Annotated in this window: 21 protein-coding genes; all 21 read left to right on the top strand. The window is 71.9% G+C overall.

What is annotated here, in order from left to right; all coding sequences use genetic code 11:
• Positions 1–17: 17 nt before the first annotated feature.
• The 21 genes from ACHAAC_RS05845 to der all read left to right on the top strand — a co-directional run bounded on the left by ACHAAC_RS05845 (position 18) and on the right by der (position 18,770).
• Positions 18–893, top strand: coding sequence for a tetratricopeptide repeat protein (locus ACHAAC_RS05845; RefSeq protein WP_435715115.1), 876 nt, complete (start codon positions 18–20; stop codon positions 891–893).
• A 95-nt stretch (positions 894–988) separates the two neighbouring features.
• Positions 989–1,333 (top strand): single-stranded DNA-binding protein, encoded by a 345-nt coding sequence (locus tag ACHAAC_RS05850; protein ID WP_435715116.1) that lies wholly within the window; start codon positions 989–991, stop codon positions 1,331–1,333.
• A gap of 9 nt (positions 1,334–1,342) precedes the next feature.
• On the top strand, positions 1,343–2,347 hold the full coding sequence (locus ACHAAC_RS05855) for an HAD-IIA family hydrolase (RefSeq protein WP_435715117.1): 1,005 nt from the start codon (positions 1,343–1,345) through the stop codon (positions 2,345–2,347).
• An 8-nt stretch (positions 2,348–2,355) separates the two neighbouring features.
• Positions 2,356–2,622: a hypothetical protein gene (locus tag ACHAAC_RS05860; RefSeq protein WP_435715118.1), complete on the top strand. Its 267-nt coding sequence runs from the start codon at positions 2,356–2,358 to the stop codon at positions 2,620–2,622.
• Entirely contained in the window at positions 2,619–3,434 is an 816-nt protein-coding gene (locus ACHAAC_RS05865; protein WP_435715119.1) for a TlyA family RNA methyltransferase, read from the top strand. Before ACHAAC_RS05860 ends, ACHAAC_RS05865 begins: the two co-directional genes overlap by 4 nt.
• Positions 3,431–4,354, top strand: coding sequence for an NAD kinase (locus ACHAAC_RS05870; RefSeq protein ID WP_435715120.1), 924 nt, complete (start codon positions 3,431–3,433; stop codon positions 4,352–4,354). Before ACHAAC_RS05865 ends, ACHAAC_RS05870 begins: the two co-directional genes overlap by 4 nt.
• Positions 4,354–6,039, top strand: a complete 1,686-nt coding sequence (gene recN, locus ACHAAC_RS05875; protein ID WP_435715121.1) for a DNA repair protein RecN — start codon at positions 4,354–4,356, stop codon at positions 6,037–6,039. The genes ACHAAC_RS05870 and recN overlap by 1 nt, the downstream gene beginning before the upstream one ends.
• Positions 6,040–6,096: 57 nt before the next feature.
• The gene (gene steA / locus ACHAAC_RS05880) at positions 6,097–7,296 is read left to right on the top strand and encodes a putative cytokinetic ring protein SteA (protein WP_435715122.1); all 1,200 of its coding nucleotides are present in this window, start codon (positions 6,097–6,099) and stop codon (positions 7,294–7,296) included.
• A complete protein-coding gene (locus ACHAAC_RS05885; protein WP_435715123.1) occupies positions 7,293–8,156 on the top strand; it encodes a copper transporter in 864 nt (287 codons plus the stop codon). Before steA ends, ACHAAC_RS05885 begins: the two co-directional genes overlap by 4 nt.
• Before the next feature lie 86 nt (positions 8,157–8,242).
• Entirely contained in the window at positions 8,243–9,946 is a 1,704-nt protein-coding gene (locus ACHAAC_RS05890) for a CTP synthase (protein ID WP_435715124.1), read from the top strand.
• Entirely contained in the window at positions 9,943–10,554 is a 612-nt protein-coding gene (locus tag ACHAAC_RS05895; protein WP_435715125.1) for an NUDIX domain-containing protein, read from the top strand. The genes ACHAAC_RS05890 and ACHAAC_RS05895 overlap by 4 nt, the downstream gene beginning before the upstream one ends.
• The gene (gene xerD / locus ACHAAC_RS05900; RefSeq protein ID WP_435715126.1) at positions 10,551–11,474 is read left to right on the top strand and encodes a site-specific tyrosine recombinase XerD; all 924 of its coding nucleotides are present in this window, start codon (positions 10,551–10,553) and stop codon (positions 11,472–11,474) included. Before ACHAAC_RS05895 ends, xerD begins: the two co-directional genes overlap by 4 nt.
• A gap of 30 nt (positions 11,475–11,504) precedes the next feature.
• Positions 11,505–12,386 carry a ParA family protein gene (locus ACHAAC_RS05905; protein WP_435715127.1) on the top strand — a complete coding sequence of 294 codons (882 nt, stop codon included), beginning with the start codon at positions 11,505–11,507 and terminating at the stop codon, positions 12,384–12,386.
• Positions 12,371–12,697: a hypothetical protein gene (locus ACHAAC_RS05910; RefSeq protein WP_435715128.1), complete on the top strand. Its 327-nt coding sequence runs from the start codon at positions 12,371–12,373 to the stop codon at positions 12,695–12,697. Before ACHAAC_RS05905 ends, ACHAAC_RS05910 begins: the two co-directional genes overlap by 16 nt.
• Positions 12,698–12,707: 10 nt before the next feature.
• Positions 12,708–13,559: a segregation and condensation protein A gene (locus tag ACHAAC_RS05915; RefSeq protein WP_435715129.1), complete on the top strand. Its 852-nt coding sequence runs from the start codon at positions 12,708–12,710 to the stop codon at positions 13,557–13,559.
• Positions 13,552–14,226, top strand: coding sequence for an SMC-Scp complex subunit ScpB (gene scpB / locus ACHAAC_RS05920; protein ID WP_435715130.1), 675 nt, complete (start codon positions 13,552–13,554; stop codon positions 14,224–14,226). Before ACHAAC_RS05915 ends, scpB begins: the two co-directional genes overlap by 8 nt.
• A complete protein-coding gene (locus ACHAAC_RS05925; protein ID WP_435715131.1) occupies positions 14,216–14,953 on the top strand; it encodes a pseudouridine synthase in 738 nt (245 codons plus the stop codon). Before scpB ends, ACHAAC_RS05925 begins: the two co-directional genes overlap by 11 nt.
• Positions 14,950–16,035: a prephenate dehydrogenase gene (locus tag ACHAAC_RS05930; protein ID WP_435715132.1), complete on the top strand. Its 1,086-nt coding sequence runs from the start codon at positions 14,950–14,952 to the stop codon at positions 16,033–16,035. Before ACHAAC_RS05925 ends, ACHAAC_RS05930 begins: the two co-directional genes overlap by 4 nt.
• 32 nt (positions 16,036–16,067) lie before the next feature.
• Complete coding sequence (gene cmk / locus ACHAAC_RS05935) at positions 16,068–16,736, top strand: (d)CMP kinase (RefSeq protein ID WP_435715133.1); 669 nt, start codon at positions 16,068–16,070, stop codon at positions 16,734–16,736.
• Complete coding sequence (locus ACHAAC_RS05940) at positions 16,733–17,437, top strand: lysophospholipid acyltransferase family protein (protein WP_435715134.1); 705 nt, start codon at positions 16,733–16,735, stop codon at positions 17,435–17,437. Before cmk ends, ACHAAC_RS05940 begins: the two co-directional genes overlap by 4 nt.
• Entirely contained in the window at positions 17,430–18,770 is a 1,341-nt protein-coding gene (der, locus tag ACHAAC_RS05945; RefSeq protein WP_435715135.1) for a ribosome biogenesis GTPase Der, read from the top strand. Before ACHAAC_RS05940 ends, der begins: the two co-directional genes overlap by 8 nt.
• Positions 18,771–18,775 lie beyond the last annotated feature (5 nt).

An 18,775-nucleotide genomic window follows, 5' to 3' on the forward strand; every position in this document is an offset into this window, starting at 1 on the left:
TTGAGGAGCATGAACGCATGAGCGAAGACAACAGGCCCAGCCGTTCAAGTGGTGGCCGAGGTGGCCAGGAGCGGCGTCCGAGCGGTTCCCGCGGGCAGCGGCCCCAGGGGCGCGACGGCCGGCCGGCCGGGGGACGCGGCGACGATCGTCGTGGTCGCCCCGCACCACGGCGCGGCGACGACCGGCGGTCGCGGCGCGAGGAACCCGAGCGAACCACCGACCAGAAGATCTACGACGGTCCGCCCATCCCTGACGACGTGAGCGCCAAGGACCTCGACAAGTTCGCACGCCAGCAGCTGCAGAACCTGCCGGAGAAGCTGGCCGAGCGCGCTGCGCGACACCTCGTGATGGCAGGGCTGCTCGTGCAGTCCGACCCCGAGACCGCCTACCTGCACACCTTGGCGGCGAAGGCCCGGGCCTCACGCAACGGCATGATTCGTGAGGCCTGCGGCGAGACCGCCTACGCCGCGGGGAAGTTCGCCGAGGCATTGGCCGAGCTGCGTGCTGCGCGACGCATGAACGGCCAGCAACTCTACGCTGCCATGATGGCCGACTGCGAGCGCGCGCTGGGGCGGCCGGAGAAGGCCCTGGCGTTCGACACGCCGGAGGTGCGTTCGCACCTCGACGATCCCGGTCAGGTGGAGCTCACCATCGTCGTCGCCGGGGCACGTCGCGATCTCGGACAGGCCGAGGCGGCGCTGCGGCTCCTGGAGACCGAGTCCCTGCACAGCAAGACCCGGGCCGACTGGGTGGCGCGGCTGCGGTACGCCTATGCCGACACCCTGCTGGAGCTGGGGCGCAGCGAGGAGGCGGTGGAGTGGTTCCACCGCGTCGTCGCCGTCGACGGGAACCGGGACACCGACGCCGAGGAGCGGCTCGCTCAGCTGGAATGAGTGTCCGTCCACAGGGCGCGGGTGACGCCCGCGGTTGTGCACAGGCGCGTTCATGACGCCTTCTGAGCGCACCGGAGTGTGGGCAGGATGTTCGCATGTCCTCAACCTCGACCGTCGTCAACACCGTCTCCCTCGTCGGCCGCGTGTCGGCAGACCCCGAGGACCGTGAGCTCCCGAGCGGGGACCACATCGTCACGTTCCGACTCGTCGTGCCACGTGACCGGGCCGCTCGGCGCAGGTCGCGACAGGTCGTCGACGTCATCGAGTGCGTCGCGTGGAGCTCACGGCTGCGCACGACGGCGGCGCGCCTGCGGGCCGACGACACCGTGGAGGTGAGCGGGGCCCTGCGTCGTCGCTTCTCCCGCGCCTCCGGCGCCGCAAGCAGCTGGGTGAGCGTGGAGCTCACGGCCTGCAGACGGACGTCCGGCACCCGCGGGTAGCCTCACGGCATGCCCTTGGCGAGTGCTGACCAGCCCCTGGCCCGTGTCCACGACCTGGCGATGCTCGACCTGGACGGCGTGGTGTACGTCGGTCCCGAGGCGGTGCCGGGAGCACGGGCCGCGCTGACCGCCGCTGCCGAGGCGGGGATGCGCCTGGCCTATCTCACCAACAACGCGTCGCGTGTCCCCGCAGACGTGGCAGGACACCTGCGAGAGCTCGGGATGCCGGTCGGCGCCGACGAGGACGTCGTCACCTCCGCACAGGCTGTCGCCCGGCTCGTCGCCGATGCCGTGGTTCCCGGGGAGACGGTGCTCGTGATCGGTGGCGATGGTCTTCGACACTGCTTGCAGGAGGTCGGGCTCAACACGACGCACGCCTATGAGGAGGGTGTCCGGGCCGTCGTGCAGGGATTCAGTCCCGACCTGACGTGGGCGGATCTCGCGGAGGCCTCGTTCGCGGTGAACGCCGGCGTCCCGTGGTTCGCCAGCAACACCGATCTGACCTTTCCCGCCGCTCGGGGCACGGCACCGGGCAACGGCTCGCTGGTGCAGGCGGTCGCGAACGCGACGCGCACCCGCCCGGTGGTGGCCGGCAAGCCCGAACGGGCGCTCTTCGACGAGACGCTCGACCGTCTCGGGCCGCGTGCACCCCTCATGGTGGGAGACCGCCTGGACACGGACATCGAGGGCGCCATCGGCGTCGGCATCCCCAGCCTCGCCGTGCTCACCGGCGTCAGCTCCCTGCAGGACCTGGCCGACGCCGAGCCTGGTTCCCGCCCCGACTTCGTCGGCGCGGATCTGGCCGCGCTGCTGGAGCCGCACCCACAGGTCAGGGTCGACGGCGACACCAGCACCTGTGGCTCGGCCCGCGCCCGACTGGGCGACGACAGCATCGTCGTCGACGACGGTGGCGAGCCCTTGCAGCGGTTGCGGGCCGTCGTGGAGCTGGCCTGGCGTGTGCGCGACGACGCGGGGCGGACACCTCTCGTCCCCACGGCGGATGCGGTGCGATGATGGATGACGTGAGCGACGAGGTGACAGCTGAGCGCGCGGTGGGCGACCACGGCGCCGGTGACGGTGCCGAGGAGGCCGCGGCCCGACGCGCCGAGCTGATGGACCAGGCTCGCGAGGCCGTGCAGGGCCGGCCCGAGCTGGAGGAGCTCCTGGAACGCGTCTCGGCCCTGGACACGATGGACCTGCCGCACCACGTCGCCGAGCTCGATGCCGTCCACCGGGTGCTGCGTGACGTCCTCGCCGCGGCTGGACGGAACGACGCCCCCGCATCGTGAGCAGACGAGTGCGGCTGGACGCCGAGCTCGTCCGGCGTGGACTGGCCCGGTCGCGAGACCACGCCAGCACGCTGATCGCCGACGGCGCCGTGCTGGTCTCGGGGCAGCGTGCCGCCAAGGCAGCGACACAGGTCGGCACGGACGCCGCGATCCTGGTCAAGGAGGGCGATGACCCGGGCTGGGCCTCGCGCGGTGCCCACAAGCTCCTGGGGGCGCTGGCGGTCTTCGAGCCCGAAGGGCTCACCACGCGTGACCGCACCTGCGTGGACGCAGGTGCATCGACCGGTGGGTTCACCGACGTGCTGCTGCGCCGCGGGGTGGCACGCGTGCACGCGGTCGACGTGGGCTACGGCCAGCTGGTGTGGTCGTTGCGCACGGACGAGCGTGTCGTGGTGCACGACCGTACGAACGTCCGCTCGCTCGCTCCGGACATGCTCGGGGGCCCGGTCGACCTGGTCGTCTCGGACCTGTCCTTCATCTCCCTTACGGTGGTCATGCCCGCGCTGACCGGCGTGTGCAAGCAGGAGGGCGACATCGTGCTGATGATCAAGCCGCAGTTCGAGGTGGGACGCGAGCACCTGGGCAAGAACGGCGTCGTGCGCGATCCCGCACAGCACGAGCGGGTGGTGCGTGCGGTCTGCGAGTCCGCAGCAGGTCGTGGCTGGGGCACCCGGGCCCTGGCCGCGAGCCCGTTGCCCGGACCGGCGGGCAACGTCGAGTACTTCTGCTGGCTGCGGACCGATGCGGGCGACGTCCAGCCCGACGAGGTCGTCCGCACCGTCGCCCACGGACCGGCCGGGGGCTCTCGATGAGCCGGCGGATCCTGCTGACGGTGCACGCGGCCCGCTCGGAGGCCACCTCGGTGGCTCGGGACCTGGCCGCGGACCTGCGCGCAGCGGGCCTCACGATCTGCGTGCCGGACAGCGACGCGGCCGAGCTGCAGGCCGCGGGTGTCGGCGAGGTCGAGGTCATCGAGGCGCGCGAGGGCGCCGCCGAGGGGTGTGAGCTCGCCATCGTCCTCGGCGGGGACGGCACCATCCTGCGTGCCACCGAGCTGTGCCGGGGCACAGGCACGCCGGTGCTGGGGGTCAACCTCGGACATGTCGGGTTCCTGGCCGAGGCCGACGTGGAGGACGTCCACGCCGTCGTCACCGCAGTCGTCGCGCGGGACTACACGGTCGAGGAGCGCCTCACGCTCGACGTCATCGTGCGGGTCGACAAGGAGATCGTCGCCACCAACTGGGCCCTGAACGAGGCCTCGGTGGAGAAGGCGTCCCGCGAGCGGATGCTCGAGGTGGTCGCCGAGGTCGACGACCGCCCACTCTCGCGCTGGGGCTGCGACGGCGTCGTCTGCGCCACGCCCACGGGGTCGACCGCCTACGCCTTCAGTGCCGGGGGACCGGTCGTGTGGCCGCAGGTGCAGGCCCTGGTCATGGCGCCCATCAGCGCCCACGCCCTGTTCGCCAGGCCGCTGGTGGTCTCGCCGGACTCCACCTTGGCCGTCGAGGTCGTCGGCCACGGCGCCACGGGGGTCCTGTGGTGCGACGGCCGACGCGCTGCCGAGCTGCCGCAGGGCGCGCGAGTCGAGGTCCGGCGCGGCGCCACGCCTGCGCGGCTGGCACGACTGCAGACCGCCCCGTTCACCGACCGGCTCGTGCGCAAGTTCGACCTGCCGGTGTCCGGCTGGAGAGGAGCCGCGGAACGCCGGCAGCAGTCCAGGGGTGAGGCCTGATGTGGCAGCACCTGCACCTGTCCTCGCTCGGAGTCATCGACTCCGCCGAGCTCGAGCTCGACAGCGGCTTCACGGTCATCACCGGCGAGACCGGTGCCGGCAAGACGATGGTGGTCACCGCCCTCGGCCTGCTCCGAGGAGACCGCGCTGACCTGGGTCTGGTGCGTCACGGCGCGGACCGCGCTCGGGTCGAGGCAAGCATCGAGGTCCCGGCAGGGTCGGGCATCGGCGCGGCGCTCACCGAAGCCGGTGGCAGCCTCGACGGGGACGTGGTGCTGCTGTCCAGGGTGCTCTCGGCCCAGGGACGATCTCGAGCCGTGGCCGGCGGCGCGACCGTCCCGGCCTCGCTCCTGACGACGGTGACCGACGAGCTGGTGGCGGTGCACGGTCAGTCCGACCAGCACCGCCTGCTGAGGCCGGCCGCCCAGCGCGAGGCCCTCGACCGGCTCGCAGGGGAGCCCCTGGAGCGGACGCTCGCCGAGTACGCGCCGGCCTTCGCGCGCTGGCAGGAGCTCGAGACCGAGCTGGCCACGCTGAAGGACCAGGCGCGCGAGCGGGCGCAGGAGCTGGAGCTGCTGCGCCACGGCCTGGCCGAGGTGGAGGCCGTGGATCCCCAGGCCGGCGAGGACGAGACGGCGCGGGCCGAGGAGGGCCGGCTCGCCCATGCCGAGTCGCTTGCTCGTGCCGCCAGCACCGCGCACGGACAGCTCACGGCCGACCCCGATGGTGCCGACGCCCGCACCCTCGTCGTCTCTGCGGCCGCGGCGCTGGGGGAGGCCGCTGGTCACGACCAGGGCCTGGACGACCTCGCGGAGCGCGTCCGGGAGGCGGGCATCCTGCTCGACGAGGTCGGGTCCGACCTGGGCTCCTACGCTGCTGCTGTCGAGCTCGACCCGGCACGACTCGCCGACGTCCAGGATCGGATCGCCGCCCTGACGTCCCTGCAGCGCCGGTACGGACCCACGCTCGAGGAGGTCCTCGGGTGGAGCAGGTCTGCGGCCGAGCGGGTGCTCGTGCTGGACCGCGACGACGACACCATCGCAGCCCTTGAGCAGGAGCGCGACGCCCTCGTGCCGAGGCTGCACGAGCTCGCCGCAGAGCTCAGCGAGACCCGCCGCGCGGCCGCCGAACGGCTCACCGGCCTCGCCGAGGCCGAGCTCGCGCAGCTCTCGATGCCGTCTGCCCGGCTCCTCGTCGAGGTCCGCAGCGGCGACGTCCCCCGGCCGCACGGCCTGGACGAGGTCGAGCTGCTGTTCGCCGCCAACAACGGGGCCCCGCCGCGGCCACTGGCCAAGGGAGCCAGCGGGGGTGAGCTGTCGCGCCTCATGCTGGCGCTGGAGGTCGTGCTCGCGGACCGCACCAGCGTCCCCACGCTCGTCTTCGACGAGGTCGACGCCGGGATCGGCGGCCGCGCGGCGGTCGAGGTGGGCCGGAGGCTGGCTCGGCTCGCCGAGCACGCGCAGGTCCTCGCCGTGACTCACCTGCCGCAGGTCGCGGCCTTCGCCGACCACCACTTCCACGTCTCCAAGGACGATGACGGCCAGGTGACCAGCAGCACCGTGAGGCGGCTGGAGGAGGGCGAGCGCGTCGACGAGCTCGCCCGCATGCTGGCCGGCCAGGACGACTCCCGAGCCGCCCAGGAGCACGCCCGGGAGCTGCTGGAGCTCGCCGGCCGCACCGGCTGAGGCACGCCGGGCCCGGGGTGCCCGCAAACGCGGTGACTGCGTGACACGATGGCGGCGATGTCACGATGGAAGAGTCGCCCAGCGAGCAAGGGCACAGCCACCCCCGGGACCGCTCCCGCCACCGGCGTGAGCGGTGTCGCGAAGTTCGCCCGACCCGGCGACCACGCGGCCAAGTCGCTCAAGGCGGGCGACATCGCGGTCGTCGACCTGCCGGACCTCGACCGCACCCAGGCCGAGGCGCTCGTCGCGCGCGGGGTGCGTGCGGTCGTCAACGCAGCCTCCTCGAGCACGGGGAGCTACCCGAACCTCGGCCCGAGCGTCCTGACCGAGGCCGGGATCCTGCTGGTGGACAGGGTGGGCCCGGGCATCTGGTCCCGGATGCGCAGCGGGGAGACCGTGCGGATCGCCGAGGGCAAGGTGTTCCACGGAGACGTGCTGGTCGCCCAGGGCACCTCGTGGAACGACGAGACAGTGACACGGTCCTTGGGCGAGGCCGAGCAGGGCCTGGTCACCCAGCTGGGGTCCTTGACCGCCAACGCGGCCGACCACCTCGAGCGCGAGCGCGCGATGCTCCTGGAGGGCGCGCGCGTGCCCCACCTGCGTCCTCGTCTGCGCAAGCGCCCGGTGGTCGTGGTCACCAAGGCCTTCGCCTGGGAACGCGACCTGAGGCTGATCAAGCGCTGGATGCGCGAGCACGATCCCGTGGTCGTCGCCGTGACCGATGCCGCCGATGCTCTGATGTCGCGTGGGATCACGCCGCAGGTGGTCGTCGGACCCGTCGCGGAGCTGTCCGATCGAGCACTGCGCAGCGGTGCAGACGTCGTGGCCACCAGCAGCTCGGGCCAGCCCACCGGCCACGAGCGGTTCGAGAAGGCCGGCGTCGACGCACACGCCTTCGTGGCGGCCGGTTCTCCCAGCGACCTCGCACTCGTCCTCGCCGACGACAACGAGGCTCCCGTCATCGTCCAGGTCGGCCAACCCAAGAATCTCGTGCAGTTCCTGGAGCGTGGTGCCGCCGAGGTGGCCAGCTCCTTCGTGACCCGCCTGCGGGCCAGCTCCCGTCTCGTGGACGCCAACGCCGTCGGTCACCTCAGCACCCGCAGCATGGCCGTCTGGCCCTTGTTCGTGCTGCTCGCCGCCGGCGTCGTCGCGCTCGTCGTGGCCGTGGGCTCCACACCGGTCGGGCAAGAGTGGTTCGCCTCGCTCGGCGACCGCATCGGTGACCTCCGTTCCTGGATCGAAGGACTCTTCTCGTGATCAGCTTCCGCTACCACATCGTCTCCGTCGCCGCCGTGCTGCTCGCCCTCGCGGCTGGCGTCGCGCTCGGCTCCGGCCTGCTCTCGGACTCCGTCGCCAGCTCATCGGGCGGCGACGAGCGCTCCGACGAGGGCCTCGTCGCCTTCGAGTCCGGCTACGCCGAGCGCACGGCCGCCGGTCTGCTGGATGAGGAGCTCGCCGGTCGAGAGGTCCTGGTGCTGACGCTGCCCGGCGCCCGGGCCGAGGAGGTCGAGGGCGTCGCCGCCAACCTGGAGCAGGCCGGCGCGACACTCACCGGGCGCGGCCAGCTGACCCCCAAGCTCATCGACCCGTCCAACCGGCAGTTCGCAGAGAGCGTGGCCCAGGAGTCCGCCCCCGACGTGGACGCCGTCGGGGAAGCCGGCGACGCCTACGCCAGGGTGGGTGCTGCCTTCGGTCGTGCCGTCCTGGGTGAGGGCGGAGCCGAGCTGGACGACCAGGCGCAGACCATCAACGCCGCTTTCACCGAGGGTGATCTCGTGGCGTGGGAGGACGAACCGTCCGAGCTCGCCGAGCTCGTCGTCGTGGTGGCCGGGCCGGGCCGCTCGGGCGACGTCGGTCAGTCGGTGGCCGGACTTCTCACCGCGCTCGACTCCGCCGGCGAAGGAGCCGTCCTGGCCGGGCCCTCGCGCTCGAGCCTGGACAACGGCGTGCTGACCGCGGTCCGCGACGTCGAGACGGCCGGTCAGGTGTCCACCGTCGACGTCACCGACACGGCGGCCGGCCAGGCGGTTGCCGCCATGGCTCTCGCGCGTTCCGCCGCAGGTGAGGACGGCGCGTGGGGGACGTCCCGCAGCGCCGACGGTGCCCTGCCGGAGTGAGACGGGTGCAGTTGGTAGGCTGGAACCCCGTGGAGCCGTGATGGGCATCGGCCCGCACCTCGTCTGCATCGACCACGGGAGATCTCTTGTCAGGTAACGCCGTCACCAAGCACGTGTTCGTCACCGGCGGGGTCGCGTCCTCGCTCGGGAAGGGGCTGACTGCCTCCAGCCTGGGACGGCTGCTGAAGTCACGCGGCCTGCGCGTGACCATGCAGAAGCTGGACCCGTATCTGAACGTCGACCCCGGGACGATGAACCCCTTCCAGCACGGTGAGGTCTTCGTGACCGAGGACGGGGCGGAGACCGACCTGGACATCGGACACTACGAGAGGTTCCTGGACGAGGACCTCGTCGGTCGGGCCAACGTCACCACCGGCCAGGTGTACTCCGAGGTCATCGCCCGAGAGCGCCGCGGGGACTACCTGGGCGACACGGTCCAGGTGATCCCGCACATCACCAACGAGATCAAGGAGCGGATGCTCTCGATGGGCGGCCCGGGGGTGGACGTCGTGATCCACGAGATCGGCGGCACGGTGGGCGACATCGAGAGCCAGCCGTTCCTGGAGTCGGCGCGCCAGGTGCGCCACGAGATCGGACGGGGCAACGCCTTCTTCCTGCACGTCTCGTTGGTGCCCTACCTCGCGCCCTCCGGCGAGCTCAAGACCAAGCCGACGCAGCACTCCGTCGCAGCACTGCGCTCCATCGGCATCCAGCCCGACGCCATCGTCTGCCGCTCGGACCGACCGATCCCCTCCGGCGTCAAGCGCAAGATCTCGCTGATGTGCGACGTCGACGACGAGGCGGTGGTCACCGCGACCGATGCCCCGTCGATCTATGACATCCCCAAGGTGCTGCACAGCGAGGGGCTCGACGCCTACGTCGTGCGCAGGCTCGACCTTCCCTTCCGCGACGTCGACTGGACCGAGTGGGACGACCTGCTGCGCCGGGTGCACCAGCCCGTCGACGAGATCACGATCGCTCTGGTGGGCAAGTACATCGACCTGCCCGATGCCTACCTCTCGGTCGGGGAGGCCCTGCGGGCCGGCGGGTTCGCGCAGGACGCCAAGGTGAACCTGCGCTGGGTCCCCTCCGATGAGTGCGCCACCGAGTCCGGAGCGTCCCGACTGCTCGGCGACGTCGACGGGATCTGCGTTCCCGGCGGCTTCGGCATCCGGGGCATCGAGGGCAAGATCGGCGCCCTCACCTACGCCCGCACCAGGGGGATCCCGGTCCTCGGTCTGTGCCTGGGCCTGCAGTGCATGGTCGTGGAGCATGCACGTACCGCTGCGGGCATCGCCGGGGCCAGCTCCTCGGAGTTCGATCCCGAGGCCGCCGACCCGGTGATCGCGACGATGGCCGAGCAGGAGGCCTACGTCGAGGGCGCCGGTGACCTCGGCGGCACGATGCGGCTCGGCTCCTACCCTGCGGTGCTCAAGCCCGGCAGCATCGTCGCCGGGCTCTACGGCACCGACAAGGTCGAGGAGCGGCACCGGCACCGCTACGAGGTCAACAACGCCTACCGGGACCAGCTGGAGCAGTCCGGCCTGGTCTTCTCCGGGACCTCGCCCGACGGTGCGCTCGTGGAGTTCGTCGAGCTCCCGCGCGACGTCCATCCCTTCTACGTCGCGACGCAGGCGCACCCGGAGCTGAAGTCGCGGCCCACCCGCCCGCACCCGCTGTTCTCCGGGCTCGTGGAGGCGGCGCTGCAGCGTCAGCGCGAGACCAGGCTGCCCGTCGACGAGTCCGCCGGCACCCCCGACCCCCACCTGGATCCGGCGGAGGCGTCGTGAGTGCGCACCCGCGCCTGCCGGGCCGCATCGCGCGGGCCGACGACGTGGGGGACCGCACCGACGCCTGGCTCGTCGCGGACAGCGTCCTGCACTACGACACGAGCTACCTGAGCCTGACGCACGAGACCATCGTGGCCCCGGACGGCGGGCGCCACGGTCGCGCCGTCGTGCGCCCGAACGGTGCCGTCGCCGTGCTCGCCCTCGACGAGGACGACCGCGTCCTGCTCGTGGAGCAGTACCGTCACGCCGTCGGCCTGCGAATGTCGGAGCTGCCCGCCGGGACGCTCGACGTCGCCGGCGAGGAGCCGGCCACCGCGGCGGCCCGTGAGCTCGCCGAGGAGACCGACGTCACGGCCCGGGCGTGGGAGCCGCTCCTCGCCATGGCGGCGACACCGGGGTACTCCAGCGAGCGCTGGCAGGTCTTCAAGGCCACGGGCCTCGAGCCCGTCCCGCTGCAGGAGCGCACCGAGCGCACCGCGGAGGAGGCCGAGATCCGTCAGTGGTGGCTGCCCTTCTCCGAGGCCGTTCGATGCGCACTTGCCGGTGGCCTCGGCGACGCCCTGTCCGTGGCGGCGATCCTCGCCGAGCAGGTGCGACGGCAATCATGAGCGAGCTCGAGCGTGCGGTCGCCGAGTACCTGAGCCACCTCGGGGTCGAGCGAGGGTTGTCGGTGAACACGCTCGGCAGCTACCGGCGGGACCTGCGCCGCTACACCGCCTTCCTGCTCTCTCGCGGCACCATGGCCATCACGCCGGTGACCGAGGCCGACGTGCTCGCCTTCCTCGCGGCACTGCGCACCGGCGACGAGGAGCACCCGCCACTGGGCCCGGCCAGCTCGGCCCGGGCCGTCGTGGCGGTTCGTGGCTTCCACCGGTTCTGCCTGCGCGAAGGCGTGGTCACCACCGACGTCTCGGCCGCGGTGAAGCCACCTCGGCCCGTGGCCAGGTTGCCCAAGGCCCTCCCGCTCGAGCAGGTCGAGGCCATCCTGGAGGCGGCTGGCGCCCCGGGGACCGTGCTCGCCTCCCGCGACCGCGCCCTGCTGGAGGTGCTCTACGGGACGGGTGCTCGCATCTCCGAGGCCGTGGGGCTGGACGTCGACGACGTCGACCTCGACGAAGGGACGGCCCTGCTGCGCGGCAAGGGTGGCAAGCAGCGGCTCGTGCCGGTGGGGACGTACGCCACGAGCGCGCTCGCGGACTACCTCACGGCCTCACGCCCCACGCTCGTGTCGGCGTCCACGTCCACGCCCGCGGTCTTCCTGAACGCCCGCGGCGGACGACTCAGCCGACAGAGTGCGTGGACAGTGCTCGTCAAGGCCGCGCAGCGTGCCGGCATCACCACGGAGGTCTCCCCGCACACGTTGCGACACAGCTTCGCCACCCACCTGCTCGACGGCGGTGCGGACGTCCGCGTGGTCCAGGAGCTGCTCGGACACGCCTCGGTGACGACGACCCAGATCTACACGCTGGTCACCGTGGAGAAGCTGCGGGAGATCTATGCGACGGCCCACCCGCGGGCGATGGGCTGAGCGGTACAGTGTCACGAACTTGACGACACGATGGACTCGATGAAACACAGGGGAAGGACTTCGATGAGCGACGAGCTGGGTCCGACCGGACGTCCGCTCCCCACCTTCACCGACCCGTCGCCGCGACGTCCTGGGCAGCGCGCCCAGATCATCGCCATGTGCAACCAGAAGGGTGGCGTCGGCAAGACCACGACGACCATCAACCTCGGGGCGGCGCTCGTGGAGGCCGGTCGGCGCGTCCTGCTGCTGGACTTCGACCCGCAGGGCTCGATGACGGTCGGGCTGGGCTTCAACGCGCACGAGCTGGAGCAGAGCATCTACCACGTCCTCATGGACCGTGAGCTGACGCTGGACGACATCACGCTGAAGACGTCGGTGGAGGGCCTGGACCTCGTGCCGGCCAACATCGACCTCTCGGCGGCCGAGATGCGGCTGGTCACCGAGGTCGGGCGAGAGCAGGTGCTGGCCCGTGTCCTGCGGCCCGTCCTCGACCGCTACGACGTCATCCTGATCGACTGCCAGCCCTCCCTGGGCCTGCTCACGGTCAACGCGCTCACCGCCGCCGACGGAGTCATCATCCCGCTGGAGTGCGAGTACTTCGCGCTGCGCGGCGTGGCGCTGCTCAAGGAGACCATCGAGAAGGTCCGCGATCGCACCAACTTCGACCTTCGGATCATCGGTCTGCTCGGGACGATGTTCGACAGCCGGACGCTGCACGGCCGCGAGGTCCTGCAGACGCTGGTGCAGGGCTGGGACGACCTCGTCTTCCACACCGTCATCCGCCGCACCGTCAAGTTCTCCGATTCCACCGTGGCGGGACAGCCGATCACCGTGTACGCCTCGTCCTCCGCCGGCGCGGAGTCCTACCGCCAGCTCGCGAGGGAGGTCCTGCAACGATGCCCCGACGCGTGAACCTGCCGGGCGCCGACGAGCTCTTCCGGTCGACAGCCCGTCCGTCCACCGCGCCGGCCGACGAGCCCGGCGTCCCCGAGCAGCCCGCCAAGGGCGGCAGCGGCCGGGTCAAGCACGACGAGAAGATGACGGTGTACGTCACCTCCGAGGAGCTGATGGCCATCGAGCAGGCGCGGCTGGCGCTGCGCTCCAGCCTGGCACGCAACGTCGATCGTGGTCGACTGGTCCGGGCAGCACTCTCGATCGCCCTCGAGGACCTCCAGGAGCGCGGCGTCGAGAGCGACGTGGCCCGTCGCCTCGGCTCCCCATGAGCGAGGGCCCATGAGTGAGGGCATCGCCACCGAGGAGACCGCGTCCCCGGGCTTCGTCGTCGACATCGGGGTCTTCGAGGGCCCTTTCGACCTGCTGCTGCAGCTGATCTCCAAGCACCAGCTCGACATCACCGAGGTGGCGCTGTCGGTCGTCACCGAGGAATTCGTGCGCTACATCGCCACGATGGACGGCGACCTGGAGAAGACCACCCACTTCCTGCTCGTCGCCTCCACGCTGCTCGATCTCAAGACCGCCCGACTGCTGCCGCAGGGCGACGTCGAGGACGAGGAGGACCTGGCGCTGCTGGAGGCACGGGACCTGCTGTTCGCCCGGCTCATGCAGTACCGCGCCTTCAAGCAGGTGGCTCGCGTGCTGGGGGACCGCTACGCCCGCGAAGGACGTCGCTACCCGCGCACCGTCTCGCTCGAGCCACGGTTCGCCGACCTGCTCCCGGAGGTCCTGATCTCGATCGGGCCGCAGGAGCTCGGCCAGCTGGCTGCGAGGGCGCTGGAGCCCAAGCCGGAGCCGATCCTGTCCCTGAGCCACCTGCACGCTCCGTCGGTGAGCGTGCGGGAGCAGGCTCACCTCGTGGTCGACCGGTTGCGTCGTGAGCGCAGCGTGACCTTCCGGGCCCTCACGGCCGATGCCGACGTCATGACGACCGTGGCACGGTTCCTCGCCCTGCTGGAGCTGTTCCGCGAGGGGGTCATCTCCTTCGACCAGGCGTCCCCCCTGGGGGACCTGCACCTGCGGTGGACGGGGACCGACGAGGGCGAGATCGACGTCGGGGACGAGTTCGACCACCCCGACGGGCCCGACGACCAGCCACCCGCTGACCCCACGGAGGATGCTGATGAGTGAGCAGGACGAGCGCACCGCGCCGCCGCACGAGCTGGAGCTGGAGATGCTGGAGCTCAAGCCTGCCCTGGAGGCCGTGCTGATGGTGGCGGACCAGCCGCTGGACCACCTGACCCTCGCCCAGGCCGTGGCCCACCCACCCTCGGACGTCCAGGAGGCGCTCGGTGAGCTTGCTCGTGAGTACGACGCGCAGGGCCGCGGGTTCCAGCTGAGCGCCGTCGCCGGAGGGTGGCGGTTCGTCACCCGCGAGGACTACGCCCCGGCGGTGGAGCGGTTCGTCGTGGACGGTCAGCAGGCCCGGCTGACCCAGGCCGCGCTGGAGACGCTCGCCGTGGTGGCCTACCGCCAGCCGATCAGCCGTTCACGCATCTCGGCCATCCGTGGGGTCAACGTCGACGGCGTCGCCCGGACCCTCGTCACCCGCGGGCTCATCGAGGAGGCCGGGACCGACCCCGAGAGTGGTGCCATCCTGTACCGGACGTCTGTCTACTTCCTGGAGCGCATGGGACTGGACTCGCTCGCCCAGCTGCCCGAGATCGCCCCGATGCTGCCCGAGATGGCCGACATGGAGGACGACGAGGGTGCTGCGTCGGCGACGGTCCCTGCGCAGGACCCGGACCAGATCCCCGACACCCCCACGGACGAGCCGGGGGAGCAGCGTGAGCAGTGAGGGCGAGGGCGTCCGGCTGCAGAAGGTGCTCGCCCAGGCCGGTGTCGCGAGTCGGCGCCGGTGCGAGGAGCTCATGCTCGCCGGTCTCGTGGAGGTCAACGGCGAGGTCGTGACACGGATGGGGACCCGCGTCGACCCGGTGCACGACCTCATCCGGGTGGAGGGTCGCCGGTTGCCGCCCCAGAGCGGCCACGTCCACCTGGTGCTCAACAAGCCCCGCGGAGTCGTCTCGACGATGGCCGACGAGCAGGGTCGTCCGGACCTGGCCGCGCTGGTCTCGGGCCGGCCGGAGCGCCTGTTCCACGTCGGCCGACTGGACACCGACACCTCGGGCCTGCTGCTCCTGACCAACGACGGCGATCTTGCCCACCGTCTGGCGCACCCCTCGTTCGAGATCACCAAGACCTACGTGGCGCTCGTGGACGGCTCGGTGCCCGACGGGCTCGGGCGCCGGCTGCGGGACGGGGTCGAGCTCGATGACGGCGCCGCCGTCGTCGACCGGTTCGTCGTCCGCGACCGCGCCAAGGGCCGCTCGCTGGTGGAGCTGGACATCCACATGGGCCGCAACCGGATCGTGCGGCGCCTGCTCGACGCGGTCGGCCACCCGGTGCGGGAGCTGACGCGCACCGGGTTCGGACCGCTGCGGCTGGGAGGCCTGTCGGTGGGGGAGCTGCGTGAGCTCTCGCGCGACGAGGTGGGCTCCCTCTTCGATAGCGTGCAGCCATGACGAGCGCCGGGCCCGACGCCGACGAGCGGGACGGCGCGCTGCCACCCACCCTCGTGGTGGGCTGTGGGCTGATCGGCACGTCGATCGCCCTCGCCCTGCAGGAGCAGGGCATCCGGGTGCACCTGAGCGACGCGGACCCCGAGCACGTGCGGGTCGCGGTGGCCCGGGGAGCAGGACTCAGCGAACCGGTCGCGGATCCGGCCCTCGTCGTCGTCGCGGTGCCGCCCGCCATCACCTCGAGCGTCGTGCAGGCCGCTCTGCAGGACTGGCCCGGTGCCGTGGTGACCGACGTGGCGAGCGTCAAGGCGGACCTCCTCGCCGCGGTCCAGGCCGGCCCCCATGCCGAGCGCTACGTCGGCAGCCACCCGATGGCAGGAAGCGAGCGGTCGGGGCCGGCCGCGGCCTCCGGCCAGCTCTTCGAGGGACGGCCGTGGGTCCTCGTGCCGACGACGGTGGCGACCGATGCCGCCGTGCGTCTGGTGGAGGAGGTCGCGGTCATGCTCGGCGCCGTGCCCGTCACGATGGATGCCCGCGATCACGACGCCGCCGTCGCGTTGGTCTCCCACGTGCCCCAGGTGATGGCCACCCTGGCCGCGGCCAGGCTCTGCGCAGCCCCCTCGGCGCACCTCGCGCTCGCCGGACAGGGCCTGCGCGACGTCACGCGGATCGCGGGGAGCGACCCGCACCTGTGGCGAGAGATCCTCTCCGGCAACGCCACGGCGGTGCGTGACGTGCTCGCCTCGGTCCGAGTCGACCTCGATCACGTCATCGACGCCCTGGGATCCAGTGACGACCTCGCCGGGGTCCTGGAGGCTGGACGGGCCGGTGCTGGACGCATCCCGGGCAAGCACGGCGGCGCACGACCCGATCTCGGCACGGTGTTCGTCCAGATCTCGGACTCCCCGGGCGCCCTCTCGCGGCTCTTCGCGCGTGTCGGTACCTCCGGCGTCAACATCGAGGACCTGCGCATCGACCACGAGCTGGGCCGTCCCGTCGGTCTCGTCGAGATCGCCGTGCTGGCCGACCGCGCCGCCGAGCTGGTCACGGTCCTGACCGACGACGGCTGGACGGCGTACCAGTGAGCCCCCGACCCATCACAGAGGAGCACAGCCCCGTGAGCATCCCGCTGGTCGTCGCCGTCGACGGACCCTCCGGCTCGGGCAAGTCGAGCACCGCCCGCGGAGTCGCCCGAGCACTCGGCCTCGCCTATCTCGACACCGGCGCCATGTACCGCGCCATGACGTGGGCCCTGCTGCAGCGTGGGACCGACCTCGCTGACGTCGAGGCCATCGCCCGGGACGCCGCGGACGTCGTGCTCGCCTCGGGCACCGATCCCGTCGCCCCCACGATCTTCGTCGATGGTGTGGACGTCTCGGGTCCCGTGCGCAGCCCGGAGGTCACCGCCAACGTGTCCGTGGTCTCCGCGGTGCCCGCCGTGCGGAGCCGGCTCGTGGCCGAGCAGCGCAACGCGATCGCCGCGGCCGGGCAGGGCATCGTCGTGGAGGGGCGCGACATCGGCTCCACCGTCGTGCCGCAGGCCCCGGTCAAGGTCTTCCTCGTGGCCGACCCGGCCGCGCGCGCGGCCCGACGGGCCGCCGAGGAGGGCGGTTCCGACGCCGAGGCGACGTTGGCGTCCCTCGCCCGCCGCGATGCGTTCGACTCGACCCGCGTGGCGTCACCGTTGACCAAGGCAGAGGGTGCCGTGCAGATCGACGGCACCCACCGCACCCTCGATGAGGTGATCGACGCGGTGGTGACCCTGGTGCGCGAGGCACGAGCGTGAGCGCTGCTCCCGACATCGTGCCCCGCCGCCTGCCCGAGGCCGGTCTCGCCGTGCTGCGTCCACTCGCCTCGGCGTGGATCGGACGCCGCTGGGACGTGCGGGAGCGCGGCGAGCACCTGGTCCCGGACCATGGGCCGGTCATCTACGCGAGCAACCACATCGGCTGGCTCGACGGTCCGCTGCTCATCTCCCGGACCCCGCGGCCGGCCCATGCGCTGGTCAAGGAGGAGGCGTTCCGCGGGAGGACGGCCAGGCTGCTGCGGGTCTGCGGCCAGATCAAGCTCGACCGGTTCGCCCGTGACGTCGGTGCCCTGCGGACCGCTGCGTCGGCCCTGGCTGCCGGCCAGAGCGTGGTGGTCTACCCGGAGGGCCTGCGCGGCGGCGGTGACTTCGAGCGGATCAGGCCCGGCGTGGGGTGGCTCGCACTGGTGAGTGGGGCCCCGGTGGTGCCCGTCGTCATCGGCGGCACACGACTCCCCGGCGAGGACGCCGAGGCCAGGCCGGCCAAGGGGGCCCGGCTCGACATCGTCTATGGGCCTGCCCGCACGTTCCCGGCCCAGGTCTGGCCGCGCTCGCGTGAGAGGGTGGAGCACGTGACCGACCAGATTCGCGACCATCTCCGCGCACACCTGCAGCGCGTCCTCGCCGAGGGCGGGCTGCAGCTGCCCGGACCGCTGCCCGCGGGGTCATCCGATGGCTGAGTCGTCGGGAGCTGGGCGACTTCCGGTCCTGGCCATCATCGGTCGCCCGAACGTCGGCAAGTCGACTCTCGTCAACCGCATCATCGGCCGGCGCGAGGCCGTCGTGGAGGACGTCCCCGGCGTCACCCGCGATCGTGTCCCGTACGACGCGGAGTGGAACGGCAAGGCCTTCACCGTGGTGGACACCGGCGGCTGGGACCCGGACGCCCGGGGTCTCGCCGAGCGCATCGCCGCTCAGGCCGAGGTGGCCGTGCAGGCCGCGGACGCCGTGATGTTCGTCGTCGACGCCACCGTCGGGATCACCGACGCGGACGCCGCGGTGGTGCGGATCCTGCGGGCTTCCGGCAAGCCGGTCGTGCTCGCGGCGAACAAGGTCGACGACCAGCGCGGCGAGATGGAGGCCGCGTCCTTGTGGAACCTCGGTCTCGGCGAGCCGTACGTCGTCTCGGCACTGCACGGACGGGGCAGCGGTGACCTCCTGGACGCCGTTCTCGACGCCCTGCCCGAGGCTCCCGACGACGAGGACGCGCTCGACGACGGTCCCCGACGGGTCGCCATCGTCGGCAAGCCGAACGTCGGAAAGTCCAGCCTGCTCAACACGTTGGCCAAGGAGGAGCGCGTCGTCGTCGACGACGTGTCCGGCACCACGGTGGACCCGGTGGACGAGGTCATCGTCCTGGGCGGCCGCCAGTGGCACTTCATCGACACCGCCGGCATCCGTCGACGTGTCCGTGAGGCCTCGGGGCACGAGTACTACGCCAGCCTGCGCACGAACGGCGCCGTGGAGCGTGCCGAGGTGGCCGTCGTCATCATCGATGCCAGCGCTCCGATCACCGAGCAGGACACCCGGATCATCACCTCGGTCGCCGAGACGGGGCGAGCACTCGTCGTGGTCTTCAACAAGTGGGACCTCGTCGACGAGGAGCGCCGCTACTACATCGAGCGCGAGATCGAGCGCGAGCTGGTGCAGGTCACGTGGGCGCCGCGGATCAACATCGCGGCTCGCACCGGGTGGCACGTCGACCGTCTGGTCCGGGCGATCGACACGGCCCTCGACGGCTGGGAGTCGCGCATAGGCACGGGGGCGCTGAACTCCTTCCTCGGGCGGCTCGTCGCCGAGCACCCGCACCCCGTCCGCGGCGGCAAGCAGCCCAAGATCCTGTTCGGCACCCAAGCCTCGACGGCGCCGCCGACGTTCGTGCTGTTCACCTCGGGCAAGCTCGAGGCGGGATACCTGCGCTACGTCGAGCGTCGCCTGCGGGAGGACTTCGGGTTCGCCGGCACCCCCATCCACATCCAGCAGCGGCCCCGCGAGAAGCGCGGCCGGCGCTGAGCGGG

It is taken from the genome of Aeromicrobium sp. CF4.19 (genome assembly GCF_051262555.1).
Taxonomy (GTDB): domain Bacteria; phylum Actinomycetota; class Actinomycetes; order Propionibacteriales; family Nocardioidaceae; genus Aeromicrobium.

Excerpts from the sequence above, each read along its gene's own strand:
- ACHAAC_RS05845 (WP_435715115.1), top strand. The coding sequence starts at position 18 with ATGAGCGAAGACAACAGGCCCAGCCGTTCAAGTGGTGGCCGAGGTGGC.
- ACHAAC_RS05850 (WP_435715116.1), top strand. The coding sequence starts at position 989 with ATGTCCTCAACCTCGACCGTCGTCAACACCGTCTCCCTCGTCGGCCGC.
- ACHAAC_RS05855 (WP_435715117.1), top strand. The coding sequence starts at position 1,343 with ATGCCCTTGGCGAGTGCTGACCAGCCCCTGGCCCGTGTCCACGACCTG.
- ACHAAC_RS05870 (WP_435715120.1), top strand. The coding sequence starts at position 3,431 with ATGAGCCGGCGGATCCTGCTGACGGTGCACGCGGCCCGCTCGGAGGCC.
- recN (WP_435715121.1), top strand. The coding sequence starts at position 4,354 with ATGTGGCAGCACCTGCACCTGTCCTCGCTCGGAGTCATCGACTCCGCC.
- steA (WP_435715122.1), top strand. The coding sequence starts at position 6,097 with ATGTCACGATGGAAGAGTCGCCCAGCGAGCAAGGGCACAGCCACCCCC.
- xerD (WP_435715126.1), top strand. The coding sequence starts at position 10,551 with ATGAGCGAGCTCGAGCGTGCGGTCGCCGAGTACCTGAGCCACCTCGGG.
- ACHAAC_RS05905 (WP_435715127.1), top strand. The coding sequence starts at position 11,505 with ATGGACTCGATGAAACACAGGGGAAGGACTTCGATGAGCGACGAGCTG.
- ACHAAC_RS05910 (WP_435715128.1), top strand. The coding sequence starts at position 12,371 with ATGCCCCGACGCGTGAACCTGCCGGGCGCCGACGAGCTCTTCCGGTCG.
- ACHAAC_RS05915 (WP_435715129.1), top strand. The coding sequence starts at position 12,708 with ATGAGTGAGGGCATCGCCACCGAGGAGACCGCGTCCCCGGGCTTCGTC.
- scpB (WP_435715130.1), top strand. The coding sequence starts at position 13,552 with ATGAGTGAGCAGGACGAGCGCACCGCGCCGCCGCACGAGCTGGAGCTG.
- ACHAAC_RS05930 (WP_435715132.1), top strand. The coding sequence starts at position 14,950 with ATGACGAGCGCCGGGCCCGACGCCGACGAGCGGGACGGCGCGCTGCCA.
- der (WP_435715135.1), top strand. The coding sequence starts at position 17,430 with ATGGCTGAGTCGTCGGGAGCTGGGCGACTTCCGGTCCTGGCCATCATC.